Source organism: Candidatus Cloacimonadota bacterium (genome assembly GCA_034661015.1).
Taxonomy (GTDB): Bacteria; Cloacimonadota; Cloacimonadia; order JGIOTU-2; family JGIOTU-2; genus JAYEKN01.
The window spans coordinates 5,507-24,973 of sequence record JAYEKN010000049.1 but is presented as its reverse complement, the minus strand read 5'-3'; the positions used below and the strand labels follow the sequence as shown (position 1 = coordinate 24,973).

20 protein-coding genes are annotated in these 19,467 nt (G+C 35.7%); 17 read left to right on the top strand and 3 right to left on the bottom strand.

Annotation, left to right across the window (positions count from 1 at the left end; all coding sequences use genetic code 11):
* From U9P79_01710 to U9P79_01700, 3 genes are all read right to left on the bottom strand, one after another.
* Positions 1 to 785, bottom strand: a 785-nt coding sequence (locus U9P79_01710) for a nitrilase-related carbon-nitrogen hydrolase (GenBank protein MEA2103344.1), incomplete at its 3' end; no start/stop codon positions are given.
* A gap of 102 nt (positions 786 to 887) precedes the next feature.
* Positions 888 to 2,219, bottom strand: coding sequence for a TldD/PmbA family protein (locus U9P79_01705; protein MEA2103343.1), 1,332 nt, complete (start codon positions 2,217 to 2,219; stop codon positions 888 to 890).
* Positions 2,219 to 3,607, bottom strand: coding sequence for a TldD/PmbA family protein (locus U9P79_01700; protein ID MEA2103342.1), 1,389 nt, complete (start codon positions 3,605 to 3,607; stop codon positions 2,219 to 2,221). Before U9P79_01700 ends, U9P79_01705 begins: the two co-directional genes overlap by 1 nt.
* A 221-nt stretch (positions 3,608 to 3,828) precedes the next feature.
* Here U9P79_01700 and queD point away from each other — a divergent pair, with 221 nt between their 5' ends.
* The 17 genes from queD (at position 3,829) to U9P79_01615 (ending at position 19,250) form a co-directional block, all read left to right on the top strand.
* On the top strand, positions 3,829 to 4,209 hold the full coding sequence (queD, locus tag U9P79_01695; GenBank protein MEA2103341.1) for a 6-carboxytetrahydropterin synthase QueD: 381 nt from the start codon (positions 3,829 to 3,831) through the stop codon (positions 4,207 to 4,209).
* On the top strand, positions 4,196 to 4,816 hold the full coding sequence (yihA, locus tag U9P79_01690) for a ribosome biogenesis GTP-binding protein YihA/YsxC (protein MEA2103340.1): 621 nt from the start codon (positions 4,196 to 4,198) through the stop codon (positions 4,814 to 4,816). The genes queD and yihA overlap by 14 nt, the downstream gene beginning before the upstream one ends.
* Positions 4,817 to 4,825: 9 nt before the next feature.
* Positions 4,826 to 6,706 (top strand): 1-deoxy-D-xylulose-5-phosphate synthase, encoded by a 1,881-nt coding sequence (gene dxs, locus U9P79_01685; protein ID MEA2103339.1) that lies wholly within the window; start codon positions 4,826 to 4,828, stop codon positions 6,704 to 6,706.
* Positions 6,693 to 8,045, top strand: a complete 1,353-nt coding sequence (gene mnmE, locus U9P79_01680) for a tRNA uridine-5-carboxymethylaminomethyl(34) synthesis GTPase MnmE (GenBank protein ID MEA2103338.1) — start codon at positions 6,693 to 6,695, stop codon at positions 8,043 to 8,045. Before dxs ends, mnmE begins: the two co-directional genes overlap by 14 nt.
* A gap of 253 nt (positions 8,046 to 8,298) precedes the next feature.
* Positions 8,299 to 10,131 (top strand): tRNA uridine-5-carboxymethylaminomethyl(34) synthesis enzyme MnmG, encoded by a 1,833-nt coding sequence (gene mnmG, locus U9P79_01675; protein MEA2103337.1) that lies wholly within the window; start codon positions 8,299 to 8,301, stop codon positions 10,129 to 10,131.
* On the top strand, positions 10,115 to 10,750 hold the full coding sequence (rsmG, locus tag U9P79_01670) for a 16S rRNA (guanine(527)-N(7))-methyltransferase RsmG (GenBank protein ID MEA2103336.1): 636 nt from the start codon (positions 10,115 to 10,117) through the stop codon (positions 10,748 to 10,750). Before mnmG ends, rsmG begins: the two co-directional genes overlap by 17 nt.
* A gap of 24 nt (positions 10,751 to 10,774) precedes the next feature.
* Complete coding sequence (locus U9P79_01665) at positions 10,775 to 11,548, top strand: AAA family ATPase (GenBank protein MEA2103335.1); 774 nt, start codon at positions 10,775 to 10,777, stop codon at positions 11,546 to 11,548.
* Positions 11,548 to 12,393: a ParB/RepB/Spo0J family partition protein gene (locus U9P79_01660; GenBank protein ID MEA2103334.1), complete on the top strand. Its 846-nt coding sequence runs from the start codon at positions 11,548 to 11,550 to the stop codon at positions 12,391 to 12,393. The genes U9P79_01665 and U9P79_01660 overlap by 1 nt, the downstream gene beginning before the upstream one ends.
* Entirely contained in the window at positions 12,390 to 13,052 is a 663-nt protein-coding gene (locus U9P79_01655) for a M23 family metallopeptidase (protein MEA2103333.1), read from the top strand. The genes U9P79_01660 and U9P79_01655 overlap by 4 nt, the downstream gene beginning before the upstream one ends.
* 13 nt (positions 13,053 to 13,065) lie before the next feature.
* Positions 13,066 to 13,434 carry a polymer-forming cytoskeletal protein gene (locus U9P79_01650; protein MEA2103332.1) on the top strand — a complete coding sequence of 123 codons (369 nt, stop codon included), beginning with the start codon at positions 13,066 to 13,068 and terminating at the stop codon, positions 13,432 to 13,434.
* The gene (locus U9P79_01645; GenBank protein MEA2103331.1) at positions 13,418 to 13,672 is read left to right on the top strand and encodes an AtpZ/AtpI family protein; all 255 of its coding nucleotides are present in this window, start codon (positions 13,418 to 13,420) and stop codon (positions 13,670 to 13,672) included. The genes U9P79_01650 and U9P79_01645 overlap by 17 nt, the downstream gene beginning before the upstream one ends.
* A complete protein-coding gene (locus U9P79_01640; GenBank protein ID MEA2103330.1) occupies positions 13,653 to 14,030 on the top strand; it encodes an ATP synthase subunit I in 378 nt (125 codons plus the stop codon). The genes U9P79_01645 and U9P79_01640 overlap by 20 nt, the downstream gene beginning before the upstream one ends.
* A gap of 4 nt (positions 14,031 to 14,034) precedes the next feature.
* Positions 14,035 to 14,865, top strand: coding sequence for a F0F1 ATP synthase subunit A (gene atpB / locus U9P79_01635; GenBank protein ID MEA2103329.1), 831 nt, complete (start codon positions 14,035 to 14,037; stop codon positions 14,863 to 14,865).
* A 9-nt stretch (positions 14,866 to 14,874) separates the two neighbouring features.
* Positions 14,875 to 15,600 carry an ATP synthase F0 subunit C gene (gene atpE, locus U9P79_01630; GenBank protein MEA2103328.1) on the top strand — a complete coding sequence of 242 codons (726 nt, stop codon included), beginning with the start codon at positions 14,875 to 14,877 and terminating at the stop codon, positions 15,598 to 15,600.
* A 494-nt stretch (positions 15,601 to 16,094) separates the two neighbouring features.
* Positions 16,095 to 16,784, top strand: a complete 690-nt coding sequence (locus U9P79_01625; protein ID MEA2103327.1) for a hypothetical protein — start codon at positions 16,095 to 16,097, stop codon at positions 16,782 to 16,784.
* A 12-nt stretch (positions 16,785 to 16,796) separates the two neighbouring features.
* Positions 16,797 to 18,269 (top strand): T9SS type A sorting domain-containing protein, encoded by a 1,473-nt coding sequence (locus U9P79_01620; protein ID MEA2103326.1) that lies wholly within the window; start codon positions 16,797 to 16,799, stop codon positions 18,267 to 18,269.
* A 27-nt stretch (positions 18,270 to 18,296) separates the two neighbouring features.
* Complete coding sequence (locus tag U9P79_01615; protein ID MEA2103325.1) at positions 18,297 to 19,250, top strand: hypothetical protein; 954 nt, start codon at positions 18,297 to 18,299, stop codon at positions 19,248 to 19,250.
* Positions 19,251 to 19,467 lie beyond the last annotated feature (217 nt).

Genomic DNA, 19,467 nt, shown 5'->3' with positions numbered 1-19,467 from the left:
ACCTTATAAAAATCTTCCTTTCTGTCCAAAAAAATATTATTAAATTCCGTTACATTTTTATTTCTTGCTCTTTGGGGTTCAATATCTACGATTTTCACACACTCTTCGTCTTTTCCAGCGTTTATTAGGACGTTACCTGTTACATCTGTTATTTGGCTCATTCCCGTGAAGTTAAATTTTTCATCCGCGTTTTTCTCCGAACCGAACCGATTGGCTGTTATGATAAAAACACGATTTTCGATGGAACGAGTAACCATCGCTTTTTGGCAAAATGGGAGTACCAAGTTGGCGGAATGGCAGATTATATCGGCACCTTTTAGGGCGAGTGTTCGGGCAGATTCGGGAAATATCCAGTCAAAGCAGATCATTAGCCCCAGGTTCACCCCCTTGTATTCAAAAACATTCAGCCCCGTGTCACCTGGATTGAATATTTCCTTTTCTTTATAAAACAGATGAGTTTTTCTGTAAATATGTATTTTGCCATTTGGAAGAACAAGCATCTGGGAATTAAAGAAATGATTATTTTCATTTTCTGCGAATCCGGTAACTATAGCACATTTGTATTTCTGCGAAAGTTGGCGAAAAAAATTGGCAATTCTTCCGGAATAAGCTGGAGCAGTATAATGAGCGAGTTCGTTTCGATCAGTAAAAATATATCCGCTCGTTGCAAGTTCCGGCAGAACGATCAGGTCTGCCTCGCAATCTTGCATCAGTTTGCATATCGTATCTAAATTTTTAATCTCGTTAAATAATTGGGGATAAAATTGTAAAAATCCAATTTTCATATTAATTTTATTTAGCTCAAAGTTTCAAAGAAAGGTGAATGTTCCCCTTCTCTTTTTTTTAAAAGAAGGGGAAATAAATCACAAAACGAAGAGAGAGAATAATTATCCGCTAATATTTAATTTTTCAACCAAAAATGTCGGAGAACCGAATTGGCTCATATTCAATTTGAGATCATCGGCAAGAGCGGTTATGTTATTGAGCATTTCAAAGAAATTGCCGGAAACCGTGAAGTTATGAATCGGGTATTTTCTGGCTCCGTTTTCACAAAGGAAACCTTGAGCGGAAAGTGAAAAATCGCCGGAAATGGAGCTGCAACCACTGTGCATTCCTGCCAAAGAGACGATTTCGATGGATTTGGGATAAATGCCATAAAGTTCGTTCTTTTTCACATCACCGTTTGTGATATACATATTTGATGAAGAGATGCCCAGAGTTCCTTTGTAGGAACGGCTTGCATTGCCGGTTGATTTCGTATTGTCCTTCTTGGCTGTAATTGTGTTGTGAATGAATGAATTCAGCAAACCATTTTTGATTAGTTCAGTTTTTTGGGACGGATAGCCTTCCGCATCAAATGGTCGAGCCCAGCCTTTTTCATATAATGCATCATCTACAATAGTGATTTTTTCAGTCGCAATATTTTGTCCCAATTTTCCTTTTAGTCGGGACTGACCTTCTTGTACTGATTTTGCCGAAAAAATATTTGCAAAAGTTTGAAGCATTGTCGCAGCAGTAGAATGGTCAAAAATTATCGGATATTGTCCTGATTTTATTTCTCTTGCACCAAGCAGTTCCAAGGCTTTTTGCGCTGCCCTCTCTCCGATATGTTTCGGATCAATTTTGCCAAAATAATGAGAAACATCAAAGTAACTGCCGCCTTTGTTCATTTTATCGTCTTTTGCAAGACAGTAGGAGAAACCGTAAACGCCGTTGGATTTATATTCTTTGCTTAGTCCGCTGGAGTTTGCGATTTTCAAATACGTGCTCATATCTCCATATTGAGCGTGAGGAACATTGATGATTCGTTTATCAAATCCCAGAGGGAAACTTTCCAATTTCATAGCTATGTCAATTTTGGCATCAATGTTAATTTCTTCGAGTTCCGGATAAAAAGTTTTAACTTTCATCTCCAAATCGGGGAAATTTATCAAATCTATCTCTTTTTCATCTTCAATAATGCGAGAATTTTCCAAAGCCATGTTCAAAATAGTATCAAAAGAATCGGCATCAAATTTTTCCGTATAAGCATAGCCGACTTTTTTACCATTGATAACGCGGATGCTCAATCCGGTCATATCCGAAGAAGAGAATTCCTCCACATTTTGTTTAAATACATTAAGGGAAAAGGAAGAGTTTTTTATCAAAAATATATCGAATTTATCAATTCCTTTTTGCTTAGCAATTTTGAATATTGTTTCAAATTCTTTTTCAAACATTAGTTCTCCTTCCGTCCGCCGACTATGATTTCATCTACTTTTATATGAGGTTGTCCAACGCAGACCGGCACGCTTCCGCTGGATGAACCGCACATACCTTCTGCGTGTTTGAGATCAGCAGCGATCATGCTGATTTTGTGTAGAATATTGGCACCATTTCCGATAAGTGATGCTCCACGAACAGGTTTTGTGATCTTTCCATGTTCAATCAGATATCCTTCTGAAACGGCGAAATTGAAGTCTCCTGTTCCGGGTTGAACGGAGCCTCCACCCATTTTTTTGGCGTAAAGTCCATAATCTACTGATGCGATCATATCTTCGATCTTATCTTTTCCGGGAGCAATGTAAGTATTTCGCATTCGGGATGTTGGAGCGAATTTGAAGGACTCTCTTCTGCCGGAACCGGTTGATTTCATTCCGATTTTCATGCCGCCGAGTTTATCAATCATAAATGAATTTAGGATTCCGTTTTTAATTAGCACGGTTTTCTGAGTAGGATTTCCTTCATCATCAATATTCGTTGAGCCCCATTGGTTTGGTATTGTTCCATCGTCAATTGCAGTTACGCATTTGTTGGCGATTTGTGTTCCCATTTTATCTGCGAAAACAGATGCACCTTTTGCAACACTTGTAGTTTCGAGTGAATGTCCGCAGGCTTCGTGAAAAATAACCCCACCAAAAGCATTGCCAATAATCACAGGGAATTTTCCGGAAGGTGCATAGTCAGCATTGAGCATGACAACCGCTTGCTTGGCGATTTCATTCCCAATTTTTTCAGGGTTTAAGTTTTTTATGAACTCGAATCCTTTAAAAGCACCCGGACCTTCGCCGCCTGTTTGCATTTCGCTATTTTTGGCAGCAATTGCGGTTGCATAAGCTCGAACATAATTTCTGCTATCTTTGGTAAGTAAGCCCTCTGTATTTGCCACAAGGATTTTTTTCTCAACTTCAGAATAAATGATTCTGACTTGGGAAATAAACTTGGAATGATTTCTTGCGAATTTGTTAACTTGATGTAAAAAATTAACTTTTTCCGCTTTTGCTACATCCTTCGGGAAAATCTCAATCGGGTGAATGTTAGCGATTTTCTTTTCGCATAAATTAAAAGTTGTAATGTTGCTTTTTCCTGTGTCCGCCTTGCTGATAGTTTTTGCAAGGGAAAGCAAAGATTTTTCGGAAAGGTCATTTGTATAGGCATATATTGCTTTTTTGCCATAAAAAATACGAATGCCAGCTCCGAAATCAAAACCGTCCACAGATTTCTTTATCTTGCTATCCAGCAGTTGAATAGAAGAATTGAAACAGTTTTCCGAATAAATTTCTGCAAAATCTGCACCGCCGGAAACGGCTTGTAGCAGAATTTTTTCAATCAACGTTTTGTTTAACATCTATCCTCCGATAATTTTTTGTAAAAGAATTTTATTTCCCGTTTTTTATGTCAAGCTGCCCACATTTGTTATTTAATAAACCGTCTCAAAATAACCGACATTACAAGTTTAAAATTATGAATTAATTTTCAATCAGTTAAAACGAAAGAATACAATTAACTTACTTCAAAAACTTTGACAAAATATTACGTTTTTAGAAATTAGGGAGTTTGGAGAAAAAAATGTATATAATAAATGTAATTGAAAAATTTTGCGGAGCCCATAAATTGAATGGTTATGAAGGTGAATGCTCAAATATTCACGGTCATAACTGGAGAGTTCGGCTTGCTATCGCGTGTAAAAATCTCGATTCTATCGGGTTGAGCATTGATTTCAAAGAAGCAAAGAGAAAATTGAAAAATATTCTGGATGAATTTGATCATAAGAATTTGAATGATTTGGAAGCGTTTTATGGAAAAAACCCATCATCTGAAAACATCGCCAAAACTATTTTCAATTTATGTGCAGATGTTTTTGATGACGATAATTCAAAAGTAATAGAATTGCAGGTCTGGGAATCTGACAACTACTCAATAATTTATCTAAGAGATGAAAATAATTGATTCAAATTATCATTCAAGCGGTTTCCATTTTAACCAATTGCCTAATTTATCATTCCCGGAAATTGCATTTATCGGGAGATCAAATGTGGGTAAATCTTCAATGATTAATGCCTTATTAAATCGGAAAAATCTTGCCCAAATAAGTAAAAAACCTGGAAAAACAAGATCAATAAATTTGTTCGATGTAAATTATATCAACAATAGCGGGAAAAGGACTAAGATGTTTTTTGCGGATTTACCCGGTTATGGTTTTGCCAACGTGAAAGGTGAGATGCAAAATCAGTGGCAAAAGTTGGTTACGAATTATATTCGTAACCGCAGAACTTTGCGAGGCATTGTGATCATTGTTGATATTCGGCATGAAGCCAGTCCCAAAGATATAGATGCGATTAAATGGGTCAGTTCGTTTGGAAAAAATATGATGATTATTGCTACAAAAAGTGATAAGTTAAGTAAAAGTAAAACAAGTGCCCAAATCAGAAAACTAAATCAGCAATTTGATTTGGACCAAAATGAAATAGTTCATTCTTTTTCCGCAAAAAACAAATTCGGGAAAAATATTATACTAAATTGGATTGGTGAAAAAGTCCAATCAGTTGAAAGCTAGGAAGCAAATATGCTGGAAAAAATTAAGTCTCCGGAAGATGTAAAACAATTATCCATCAAAGAATTGAATCTTTTATGTGCAGAGATCAGAGAAAGAATCATTGATGTTACCTCGCGGCATGGTGGTCATTTGGCGCCAAGTCTCGGAGTAGTCGAACTTACCGTTGCTTTGCTGAAAATATTCGACCCACTTGTAAATAGAATTGTTTGGGATGTGGGGCATCAATCTTATGCATATAAAATTTTAACAGAGAGAAATGATCAATTTGAAACTCTTCGTCAATTTGGTGGGATGAGCGGGTTTAATAAAATATCTGAAAGTAAATATGATGCATTTGGAGTGGGACATAGTAGTACATCCATTTCAGCGGGATTAGGTATTTTTGCTGCTAAAGAAATAAAAGGAAAGCCGGAAAAAGTTATCGTAGTTATCGGTGATGGAGCATTAACAGCCGGAGAAGCTTTTGAGGGTATGAACAATACCGGAGGTATGCATAAGGATTTGATTGTGATCTTGAACGACAATGAAATGTCTATCTCCCCCAATGTGGGTGGATTGCATTATTATTTAGCAAACATTCTTTCCGGGAAATCATATAATAAAATAAAGAAAGAAATATGGGAAACAGTTCAGTCGCTACCAAAAATTATCAGAAAAAGAGTTATTTCGAGTGCGAGAAATATTGAGAGGCTGAAAGGCATGATAATGCCAAATGGATTTTTTGAGGATATTGGTTTCAAGTATTTTGGACCCATTGATGGCCATAATGTCCAATCTATTGTTAGGATATTAACTAACGTTAAAAACCATGTGACTGGACCTTGTTTAATTCATGTAATTACAAAAAAGGGTAAAGGTTTTTCGTATGCAGAAAAAGATGCTACAAAATTTCATGGTGTCTCGCCATTTGATGAAACTACCGGAAAGTTTAACAAAAAAGTTAGTACTAAACCGGATAAAAAGTATTGTACGATTTATGGAGAAACCTTAACAAAGCTTGCAGAGGAAGATGAAAATATTGTTTTAATTACTGCTGCTATGGCTGATGGAACAGGAATTAGGGAATTTAGAGATAAATATTCAAAAAGATTTTTTGATGTTGGAATTTCAGAACAGCATGCTGTTACTTTTGGAGCGGGTCTTGCTTGTGAAGGTATAAAGCCATTTGTTTCAATTTATTCTACGTTTTTGCAAAGAGCGTACGATCAGATAATTCACGATGTCGCTTTGCAAAATTTACCTGTTAAATTTGGTATTGATAGAGGTGGAATTGTAGGTGAAGATGGTCCCACTCATCATGGCACTTTTGACCTGTCCTTCTTGAATTGTGTCCCGAACATAACTGTTATGGCTCCTCGAGATGGGAGTGAATTGGAGAAAATGATTAAGTTTATGGCAAAATTTTCAGAAGGTCCAATTTCTGTAAGATACCCTCGGGGGAAAGTTCATCACTATCCGGAATTGAGTAGCCCTCGAATTGGTTTGGGAAAAAGTGAATTAGTATTTGAGGGGAAAAAATTGGCGATTATTTCAATAGGAACAATATTTGACATCGCTTATGAAGCTTATAAAAAAGTAAAATCAGAACAAATAGATCCGTTTCTCATCAATGCTCGATTCCTCAAACCTCTTGATAAAAATATGTTGAATTATTTATCAGAACAAGGTGTAGAACAGATAATTACAATAGAAGAAAATGCTGCTGTCGGGGGGTTTGGATCTGCTGTATTACAATGTGTGAATAATTTTGGATTTGATATTAAGGTAAAAATATTTGGTCTCCCCGACGAATTCATCCCCCAAGGCAATACAGAAATTCTTAAGCGAAATGTTGGGCTTACCTCTTCAGATATATCAAAATATATTTTAGATTTCTATGATAGGGCATAGTGATACAATAGCAGCAATTGCAACTCCTATCGGCACAGGAGGTATATCGGTAGTTCGCATTAGCGGGGCAAATTCTCTTAAAATTATCCAAAAAATATTTAAAGGAAAAACTTCGACAGATAATTTCAGTTCGCATCATATTTATTATGGTGAAATTTATTCGGGAAATCAATTAATAGACGACGTGCTGGTTTCCGTATTTATTTCTCCACGTAGTTACACAGGTGAAGATGTAATTGAGGTGAGTTGCCATGGAGGTAGGTTTGTAACGCAAAAGGTATTAGAAACAGTTTTATCTAACGGGGCGAGACTTGCCGAACCTGGTGAATTCACAAAGAGAGCATTCCTAAACAGCAAAATGGATCTTACGGAAGCAGAATCCGTTATTGATTTAATAAATTCAAAAACAAAACGTACGCAGCAAGCAGCAATAAATCGGTTGGAAGGCAAATTGTTTCAATCAATCCACGGGTTTATTAGTGAAATATCAACTTTGAGAAGCGAAATTGAACTTGATATTGATTTCTCTGACCAAGGGATCCAAAAGACATCGCAGTCAAGCACGATCGTTAAAATTAAATCCATACATAAAAAGATTGTTCAACTTATAAATAGCGGAAACGAGGGAATAATTCTTAATGAGGGTTATCGAGTCGTCATTGCCGGAGAACCGAATGCCGGGAAATCCAGTCTGTTCAATAAAATCATAGAAAACGAGAGATCAATTGTAACTGATATTCCGGGAACAACTAGAGATTACATCGAAGAAGACATAGCACTTGATGGGTATTTTATCAAACTTTTTGACACAGCCGGTTTAACTGAATCCAAAGAAATAATTGAAAAAGTCGGGATTAATAAAAGTTATGATTTAATTGAGAAATCCCATCTGATTATCTGGGTTGAAGATGTTTTGAAAAAAAACAAAATCAAATTGTCCCAAAGCATAATACTCAAGGATCATATTGTTGTTATGAACAAAGTAGATTTGCTGAAGAATGAAAAATTAGAAGGAAAGTTAAAGGATAAAATAGTTAGCGTTTCTTCTCTAACCGGCTACGGAATACCTGAGCTGAAAAAAGCGATAACTGATAAAATTGATATTGCAAAAATTGATAATAGTTTCGGATTAATTAGTAATACTCGCCAACTTGCGGCTGCAAAAAAATGCGAACAAAAATTAAAAAATGCATTCAATACTGCAAAGTTGGAGACAGGTTTAGAATTTGTTGCTTTTGAGTTAAGAGAAGCAAGCGAGGCGCTTGAGGAGATAATCGGAAAAATTACAAGTGATGAAATTATTAATTCAATTTTTGATCGATTTTGTGTAGGGAAATAAGAATATCCTCAGAGTAAATCAATCATTAATGGGTGAAAATTATTTTCGGGTTAATCTGAATCGGAAAATTAAAATGTTTCTCATGAAACATTTTGAATAATTTGTTCCGGATTGTTGAGTTTATGCACTTAGATTCATTTTATGTATATTATTCAAAAAAAGGGAGAATGTAAAATTATTCACAATAATTGACTAATATTTATTCAAATCAATCTAAGTGTTTCACATGAAACATTTATAAAGAAAAGAGAAAATGAAACAAAAATATGATGTAATTGTTGTGGGGGGTGGACATGCTGGCTGTGAAGCAGCTATTTCATCCGCAAAGCGGGGAGCAAAAACACTCATGCTGATCATCAAATTGGAAACAATTGGACGGATGTCTTGTAATCCGGCAATTGGTGGTTTGGCAAAAGGACACATTACCAGAGAAGTTGATGCGCTCGGTGGTGCGATGGGCAAAGTAATAGATAGGGCTGGAATTCATTTCCGAATGCTAAATAGAAGTAAAGGTCCGGCAGTATGGGCTCCACGGGCTCAAGCCGATAGAATGAAATATCAATTAACCATGAAATCTTTTGTAGAGAATCAAGATAATTTGGACGTAAAAGAGGCTCTGGTTGAAAAAATATTAATAGAAAAGGGACAAGTGATAGGGGTTAAAACCCAATATCAACAAGAATATTTTGGTAAAGCTGTTATTCTTGCACCGGGAACATTTCCAAAGGGACGAATACATGTTGGAATGAAAAACTACGCATCCGGAAGAGCGGGAGAATTTGCTGCTGAAAAATTGTCAGACTCACTTCGATCAGCAGGATTAAATCTTCTCCGTTTCAAAACCGGCACTCCGCCGAGATTAGATATACGTTCTCTAAATTTATCTAAATTGGAAATTCAGCATCCCGATGAGCCACCGTGCAATTTTTCGTATTATTCGGATTTCACACCGAGAAATTATGCTGATTGTTATCTAACATATACAAATGAAAAAACACATAAAATAATTGCTGATAATATGACAAAATCCTCCTTGTTCAGCGGAAACATCACCGGAATCGGAGCTCGTTATTGTCCATCTATAGAGGATAAAATAAAAAAATTTCCTGAAAAAAACCGTCATCAAATTTTCATTGAGCCGGAAGGATTAGACACATTTGAGGTTTATGCAAATGGACTTCCGACCAGTTTTCCCCCGGAAATTCAATACAAAATTGTTCATTCTGTTCAAGGACTGGAAAATGCAAAATTTATGAGATATGGATATGCAATCGAATATGATTGTGTTGACACACAAGAAATAAAATTGAGTTTAGAAACTAAGAAAGTTAGTGGACTTTTCCTCGCTGGCCAAATAAATGGAACATCCGGCTACGAAGAAGCTGCCGCCCAGGGAATTGTTGCAGGAATAAATGCTGTGAATTTTATTGATAAAAAGCTTCCTGTTATTTTTAAGCGAGATCAATCATATATCGGTGTACTCATTGATGATATCGTCACCAAGGGCGTTGACGAACCATATAGAATGTTCACTGCACGGGCTGAATACAGATTGTATTTAAGGCAAGATAATGCCGATGAAAGATTGATGCCTCTTGCACATAGTTTGGGCTTGCTTAGCAATAGACGATATGAGAAATTTAAGGATGCAGTTAAAATCAAAAATAGAGAACTGGAAAAATTAAAAAAAATTCCCGCTGAAATTGAGTCAAAAAAATCATACAAAATGAATGAAATTTTACGTCGCCCCGAAGTGAAATTCGACGATCTGGTCAAATTTGGATATAAAATTGAACCGGATGTAACGGATTTTATCAAAGAGAAGATATCTCTGGAAATTAAATATGAAGGTTATATAAAGCGACAGATAAAAGAAATAGAAAAATTTGAATTCCTTGAAAAAAAAATAATTCCCCCGGATATGGATTTTATGGGTCTGAAAACAATTTCTTATGAGGCTAGAGAAAAAATGGAAAAAATTTGCCCTATCTCGGTCGGACAAGCATCCCGAATTCCGGGAGTTACTTACGCAGATATTTCCGCACTATTGATAAAATTGAAGGTCTATTATGAGCCAAAAAAGTAAATTATTTACAAAATATTTAAAAGAAAATAATTTCCCTTATGAAAAAACAAAAATATTTGAGAAATACGATGCATTTCTTCAGAATTATAATCAGAAAATAAATTTGGTATCTAAAAATTCTGCTCAAAATATGTGGGTCAAACATTTTCTTGATTCAATAATTCCTATGGAATTTGAAAACTTTAAAGAGAAAAAAGTGCTGGATTTGGGTTCAGGAGCTGGTTTTCCAAGCGTCCCGATTAGAATATTAGAACCGTCAGTCAAATTAATTTTGGTGGAATCTACAATGAAAAAATGTGTTTACTTAAATTCTCTTTTAAATGAATTGAATATCAAAAATGCCCAAGTTATAAACGAAAGGTTTGAAAATATTTCCATAAAAGATATTGGTGAAGTTGATTTGATTTTGGTACGTGCTGTTAAAATGAGAAAAAAATATTTCAAAGAAAGTTTTTCTCTCCTCAAAAAAGATGGTGAATTGATACTATATAAATCCGGAATTGATGAAAAAGAAATTGCTCTTTTGAAATCAATAAAAACTAAATATGAAATGAAAAAAATTAATCGAAATATAGCAGAAATAGGAAACAGAAATTATATCATAATAAAAAAGCTGTAAATTTATTGCAGAAAGCAGAAAAAAATGGCAAAATTACTCGCAGTAACAAATCAAAAAGGTGGCGTTGGAAAAACAACTACTTCAATAAATTTGGCATCTTCTCTTGCTGCGTTAGATAAAAAAGTTTTATTGATAGATCTCGATCCACAGGCAAATTGTACGAGCGGAATTGGATTTGATAAAAATAATAACGAGAATCAAATTTACAATCTGTTGATTCGGGATGGAGAAGTATCTTCTGCTATTCTTTCTACAAATTTGGAGAATTTAAAAATTATCCCGTCCTCAATTGACTTGATTGGAGCAGAAGTAGAACTTTTTTCTCTTCCAGAAAAAGAGCAAAGATTGAAAAAAATAATAAATCAAGTAAAAGATCGTTTTGATTATGTAATTGTGGATTGCCCTCCCTCGCTTAATATTCTTACACTCAACGCTATGGTTGCTTGTAATAATTTGGTAATTCCCATACAGTGCGAGTATTATGCTCTGGAGGGAATAGCCCAACTCGTGAAAACCATCAAACTTGTGAAAAGAAACTTTAATCAAAATTTGAAAATATTTGGAATTCTATTAACGATGTATGACAGACGAATCATTTTGTCGGGGCAAGTGGCAAAAGAGGTAAGACGCTTTTTTGCGGATAAGGTATTTGACACGATTATTCCAAGAAATGTGAAATTGAGCGAGGCTCCGGGTTTTGGGAAATCAATATTGGAATATGAAATTAATTCAAAGGGAGCAAAAAAATATTTACAATTAGCAATGGAAGTGATAAATTTATCAGGGAAGGAAAATTAATGAGAAGATTGGGAAAAGGACTTAACGCCCTTGTTGGTGATGAAGACAGAGAGACTTTAAAAAATGCAGGATTTGATTTGATTGAAATTGATAATATAAAATTTAATCCCTATCAGCCGCGGAAGGATTCCTCAAAGCAAAAGGTGCAAGAATTGGCAGATTCAATAGAAGAAAACGGGATAATCCAGCCTGTTGTAGTTCGAAAAATTGATAATGGTAAATTTGAATTGATTGCAGGAGAAAGACGAATTACCGCAGCTCAATTAGCAGGATTAGGAAGAGTTCCGGCTGTTATTCGAGATGCCAAAAGTCTGCAAATGCTCTCACTTGCAATTATTGAAAACGTCCAACGTGAAAATCTCAATACGGTTGATCAGGCATTGGCTTTTAAAAAATTGGTAGATGAATTTGGGAAAAAGCAGGGGGAAATTGCAAAATTAGTTGGGAAAAGTAGAGTTGCCATAACAAATACGCTTAGATTATTAAAATTACCGAATGAAATTCTTGATTTTATAAGAATGGAAAAAATCACATCCGGTCACGCTCGAGCAGTATTGCAGGTAGAATCTGATTTGCAAATGGAGTTTGCTCAAACAATTATTGATAACTCCCTTTCTGTTCATCAAGCAGAAATGCTTGCTAAAAGATTTATGCAGAAGAAAACCAAGACCAGGAAACTAAAAAAGGATGTTCATCTGGTTTCACTTGAGGATGAACTTTCAAAAACTTTTGGGGCAAATGTAAAAATCAACGGGCAGAAAAAAGGTAAAATCGAAATTCAATTTTTTTCGGAAGACGAGTTGAATAATATTCTTCAAATGCTTTTCAAACTAAGAAATTTATGAAATTTACAATAATTCTAACGGCAATTGTATTCCTCTTTATCGGATTTATGGTGGGTTTTGTGATTAATGTCCAAAAAGATAAATCGCAAACAAATCGTCTTATAAATGCGAATCGCAAGTACCAAGTGGAATTGAATGAAATGGAATCAATGGTAAGTTCGCTGCTAACAGAAGAATTTGAAGGATCAAAATATTTTCAAGCAGCGGATAAAAATAAATCTGAGTTGAATTTTACCGGTAAATATTCCGAACTAAAAAAATCTCAACTGCAATTTATCAATAAATCACAGTACATCCCTGATAAAATGCCTGTCAATGATCCGATAATAACGAAAAAATATCAACCCGAAAAAAGCCATTATGGGATTGATTTAGCGGGGAAAAGAGGTGATTCAATTTATGCTGCGGCTTCCGGTGTTGTGAAAAGTGTTAGTAATAATGATTCGGTATTTGGCAAATGTATGGTTATTGATCACCTGAACGGATATGAAACTTTTTATGGGCACAATTCGAGAAATATCGCCAAAAAGGGTTATTTTGTGAAAAAGGGTAAAAAAATTGCGGAAATCGGGAAATCAGGTCAGAGCTCTGCTCCGCATTTGCACTTTGAAATAAGATACGAGGGACAAAGAATTAATCCAACAAAATTTATAAAATAAATGGAGAAATATTATGAAAAGCACCAATAAAAAGTTAAACACAATAATCGGTTCGGATTCCAAAATAATTGGAGACATAGAATCGCAAGGAAGTATTCACATTGACGGCGAAATACAGGGTAATGTTATTGCAAAAAACTTAATTACAGTCGGGAAATCCGCAAAAATTACGGGAAATATTCGGACGGTAGAAATAGTTGTAAGTGGAAAAATCGAAGGGAATATATTCGCAAAAAAGGAAATTGAATTAAAGAACAAATCCGTAGTAAAAGGAGATATCAGCACAAAAATGCTTACAATTGAAACTGGAGCAATGTTGGATGGAAAATGCTCTATGGAATCGGTTGAAGTAAACAAATTGTCAGATGAAAAATCAGATTAAAAAGAACCCGAAATATTTTACGGAAATTTTTATGGGACTAAGTCTGGTCGCTCACCTTGGCTCCACGATGGTAATTTGTATTGTCGGTTTATTTTTTTTGGGACTCTATATTGATAAAAAATTCCAAACAAGTGGTATTGCGATAATAATAGGCATAGTTTTGGGCGTCATAACAGGTGCGGTAGGATGTTACAGAATAATCAAAAATAGCGAGAAAAATGATGAGTCCGAGCATTAAGAAATATGTTTTTCGTATTTTCAAACTAATTTTCTTGACAGAGATACTTTCCTTTCTGCTTTTCATAGAAAATTATCCTATTTGGTTAGGATATGTGCTTGGTTCTTTGGCAAGCTTTGGAAATTTTTATTTTCAAGCAAAGAATACTGAAAATTTGAGAGAAATTGCCCCATCAAGTGCCAAAGCAAATGTGTTCAAAAATTTTTATTTGAGATATTTAGTTCTAATAATTGTGGTTGTTATTATATTGCAATTTATAAATGTGAATATTATCGCTCTTTTTGTTGGATTAATCGCAGTTCAGTTATCAATCGGTATTAATCAAATTTTGGAGAATTTGTATAGTAAAGAAAAATAGAAATATGAAATCAAAAAAGAAAAAAATATTGTATGTTTTTCTGATAATTTTTTTAATTGAAGCCGTAATTTCAATCGGTCTAAATTATAAGCTACAGATTGGGTTTGATGAGGGAAAATTTGTAATCAGAAATGTTGAAGCCAAAGAGAATATTCAGGAAAAAATTCACGAAGAATTTCAGACTGACAAAATTATTCAAATCGCCGGTAAATTTCCCATAAACTGGAATGTAATACGCGTAATACTTGTTGTGGATATTTTGTTGTTACTTTTTGCAATATCGATTTATCGCAAGGCTCGACTAATTCCATCCAAAATGCAGATTATTGCAGAAGAGACGTATTCTTTCTTCCGTACACTCGTAACGGAAACTATTGGTAAGGACAAAGTTTATTTCACACCTTACATTATTACCTTGTTTTTCTTTATTTTCTTGTGTAATATTATCGGAATAATTCCAATTCCGGGAAATATGGAACCAACACGTAATTTGAATGTACCGCTTGGTTTGGGAATAATGGTAATATCCATTGTGCATTTTTCGGCAATCAAAGCAAAGGGTTTTGGAAAGTATCTAAAGGATTTTGCCGAACCAATGCCATTTATGATTCCGTTAAATATTATGAGTGAACTCGGAAGCTGCGTATCAATTTCTTTCCGACTGTTTGGCAATATTCTCGGGGGAGCGATTATTATTCTTGTAGTTTCCAATCTAACCAGATTTATCCTTTTACCGGTTGGTTTGAATCTATTTTTTGGATTATTCATTGGCACGGTGCAGGCTTTTGTTTTTACAATGTTGGCGCTTTCGTACACAGCCGTTGCAATTAAGTAAAGGATGCAGATGTTAAATACAACAGTTTATATCGCTTCTTATTTGGGTGCTGCTCTCGCGGTAGGGCTTTCATCCATTGGTGCCGGAGTTGGAGAAGGAACTATTGCAGCTCAGGCAAATTATTCGATTATGCGGCAACCGAAAGCCAATGATACTTTGCTAAAAACAATGCTTATCGGGCAAGCAATCACGGAAACCGGTGCGATTTTTAGTTTGGTAATCGCAATGCTACTTTTATTTGGTGGGATGGGTGATCCTGCAAATGGCATTCAAGGTATAGCCTCTCTTTTTGGGGCAGGTTTGGCAATTGGTGCCGGAACGCTTGGAGCCGCTTTGGGAAACGGATATACCGGTTCTGAAGCGTGTAAGGGAATTGCTCGATACCCGCGAAATTCAAAAGGACTTACTGCAAATATGCTTATCGGACAAGCTCTTTCTCAAACCTCAGCAATTTTTGCTCTCGTTATCTCAATGCTGCTGCTGTATTCTACTCCTGCCGGTAACAGTCTCGTAAAAACCATGGCATATATTGGGGCTGCCTTTGCCATAGGTTTCGGGACATTCGGTCCCGCATTGGGTATCGGAGTTGTGGCAGGCAAAACTGTGGACGGAATTAGTAAATTTCCAATGCAATCTTCAACCCTGATCAGAACAATGTTCGTCGGGGCTGCTGTTTCGGAATCAACCTCAATTTATTCTTTAGTAATTGCATTTTTGCTGATTTTTGTGGTATAAATAATTCAGTCCACTTAAGAAACCCCTGAAGTGGTTAAATAGCTGTGATTCATTGTTTACCCACAGTTAATCAGTCAGCAGACAGAGTAAACAACTGTGGGCTTCTAACTTACGTGTTAACAGTTATATAAATATGATAGAAGTCCACGATTTTAATCGTGGATTTAAAAAACAAGCTACATAATTGAACCGTTTTATTTATCCCGCCTGCCCAGTGAAATCTTTTTTTTTCGATATTTCATTCGGGTGAAATGCTTTTATCTTTTTTATTTAACTGGGAACGGTTTTTTAAGTGGACTCGTATTTATTTTTCAGCATAACGAAAATTTATTTTCTTCTTACTGGAATTTATCCGATTAAATTGCAGAACACTAAAATTGTTGTTAAAAACCAGAAATTTAGATTGAACTTGGATCATTAAAGTTGTCTATACTAAATCATTTAAACTTATAGAAAATAATTTATGAAATAGTAATTTTTAATTCACCCAAAACATGTTTTCACAAAAATTAATATCCGCAGCAATTTCAATTCTAAGCCTGCTAATTTGCACGGTAGCACATTCTTCCACTTTGCAAGAAGCCTTTGCTGCCGCTCCTTCCGCCGGCGAATACGATAAATATCTGGAGCTTGAAACCGGAATGATTTACACAGGCGGACTTCTCATCGGAAAAATATTTGATCCGATCACTGCCGAATTATCTAATGAGCAGGGAGTGGATGTTAAAATTTGCGGGAATGGAGCAATTCTTGATTTAAATGGAGAGCAGATTTGTATTTCATATTGCGAAAATAAGTTGGACATTGATAACTGCATTATCATAAATGGAAATATTCGATATCGTGGGATAAACCTTCCGGATGAAGAGATTTTCCCAACCGGAACTGTCGAATATTGCACTTTTTACACTCCGCAAGATTACGCTATAAGATTGCAAGGAGCAGGCGGAAATATCACTATCGAGAGGAATATATTTGTTGATGCGATTGATACCGGCTATGATTTTACTTATATAAATGGTAATCCAATGGAATGGCTGCCTACCGGTGCAAATGTGGCGATCAGTTTGTTTTATGGAACTTACGGAATTCCGGTATTGTTGGACAATTGGTCTTTTCATTATGACGAAATCGCAAACGCAGATAATTGCAGACATTTTGTTGCCCTTTGTGAATATGGCTGAACACCACCGGAAGTGGTCAGTTGGGCTGCTCAATATAATATCATCGGAATCGATCCGCAACTGATTGATCCGGAAAACGGTGATTATCGAGTCTATCCGGGAACGGCAGCAGAAGAATATGGCTGCCAGATATTTCCTGCTGATTTGCGTTATCAAGAGGGAAATTCCAGTTTATCATCTACGATTTTTGGAGAAAATAATGCGAGAAATTCAATTACTATTTCGGGTGTGATTGAAACAAATGCAATCTGGGATGTGGACACTGTGAAAGTGGTTGGAGACATAGAAATTGCAGACGGAGTTACGCTAACGATTGCAGGCGGGACGAGAGTAGAATTTATGGGTTTTTATTCTATTTCGGTGCAAGGGTGCATTTTGGCTCTCGGGGAATCGCAAGAACAGATTCTTTTTACATCAAAAAATCCTGAATTTTTCTCTTTTGATCATACCACGATTGGAGCATGGGCTGGAATAAAATTTATACACACGTCTCCGTTAAATCAAACATCCGTATTCACAAATTGTATTTTTGAATATTCAAAATCCATTTTAGGTACCAAAAAAGGGGGAGCAATATCCGTTTACAATGTTTCGAGACTTAAAATAATTAGCTCAATCTTTCGCAACAATTTTGCAGATTACGGCGGAGCGATTAGTTTTGAATATCAATCAGCTCCAATAATATTTGGAAATTTATTCAGAAAAAATTATGCCTTCTTAGGTGGATCCCCTGTTTACTGCTCATATTCTTATCCAAAGATTACAAATAACACGATTACCGGAAATGTAGTTCTCAACGAAGATACATTTTATAAAACAGGAGCCATTCAAACATTCATCTCCAAACCAAAAATCATAAATAATATCATTTGGGGAAACAATTCAAATTATTATGAGCCTTTTCAATTAGTCTGGTGTAAGGGATTTTATACAAATTATAATGATATTGAGTTTGGAAATGACGGGAGCGGAAATATTGAGACTGATCCGCTTTTTTTTGGAAGTGGTTCCTATCCCTTTTCATTACAGGAAAGTTCTCCATGTATAAATAGCGGAATAGTGGACACAACGGATTTGTTTATCTATCCCGAAGATTTGGCTGGCAATAATCGTATTTATGAAAATCAAATTGATATGGGAGCCTATGAATGGAATGGTTATGCAATTTCCGAGCCCGAGTATCCTGCGAGCGAAATTGAGGTGTCGAATTACCCGAATCCGTTTTGTAGTTCTACTACGATTTCTTTTAATTTAGCCACGAATTCACACGAAGGAGCACGAATAATAATTTACAATATAAAAGGGCAATTGGTGAAAACTTTGGAGTGCATTAACCGTGTTAATGCAAAAACTGCACGGTCATTTTACTCTATAACTTGGAATGGAAAAGACAGCAACAATCAATCGGTTGCACCGGGAATTTATTTTTATAAGATAAATGCGGGTGATAAAACGGTTTGCAAGAAGATGATTTTGATGCGTTAAGTAATAAAATATTTAAGAGGAAATAATATGACAAAATACACAGAAATAGACCTGAATAATATTAATACATATTCAGTAAAAGGCAGAAAAAGCATAGTCCATATCAGTGATTTTATCAAACTTGATGAAAAAATATCTACAAAAAATTTTATAAAATCGCTTCCGAATATTTTAAAAGCAAAAGATTTGAGGGAGCTTCTCGGGCATTGTTCTGATGCGATGGATTCCCATAAACCGATAATCATGATGCTCGGTGGTCATACTATCAAGTGCGGACTCTCTCCGCTTTTTATTAGAGCGATTGAAAACGGTTTGATAGACACGATCGCAGTGAACGGCTCTGTTTGTATTCACGATTTTGAAATTGCTATGTTCGGTAAAACTTCCGAGATCGTGGATACTGCAATAGAAGACGGTTCTTTTGGTATGGGCGAAGAAACCGGACGCATATTAAACGAAACCATTACAAATGGATACAAAAATGGACTGGGCTACGGTGAATCAATCGGAAAATATATTTTTGAACAAAAACCGGAGTTTTGGGAGTATAGTCTTTTGGCAAAAGCCTATCAGCATAATGTTCCAATAACTGTGCATGTAGGAATTGGTACGGACATAATTCACCAGCATAAACAGTGCAATGGCGAAGCAGCCGGCGGCGCAAGTTATCGGGATTTTAAAATATTTGCAAACAGAATAAAAGATCTGAATGAAGGTGGCGTTCTCCTAAATTTTGGCTCTGCTGTGATCTTACCGGAAGTTTTCCTGAAAGCTGTAACGATCGTTCGCAATCTCGGTTTTCCTTTGCAAAAATTCTACACAGCGGTTTTCGATATGAATTTGCACTATCGCCCCTTGATTAATATTACGAAACGTCCTACAAGTATGGGCGGGAAGGGATATTATTTCATCGGGCATCACGAGATAATGATTCCTTTGTTCTTTTTGTCTTTGCTGGAAAACTTGAATCAACTCCCGTGAGAGGACTCACGGGCTACATTTTTTCCGTTTTCAGTTTTTGTGCAATTCGTGGACAATATATTTTCTCCTCTCTTTTTACTTGCAAATGCCGTTTTGGAAAAACGGATTACGGATTTCTTTCAGTTCCAAATGGCACACGATTCCCATCGAGCTATTATCTTTGCGAAAGTTTTGCTGACAGCTAAATCATAATTACAAAATTGTTCAATTGGATTAT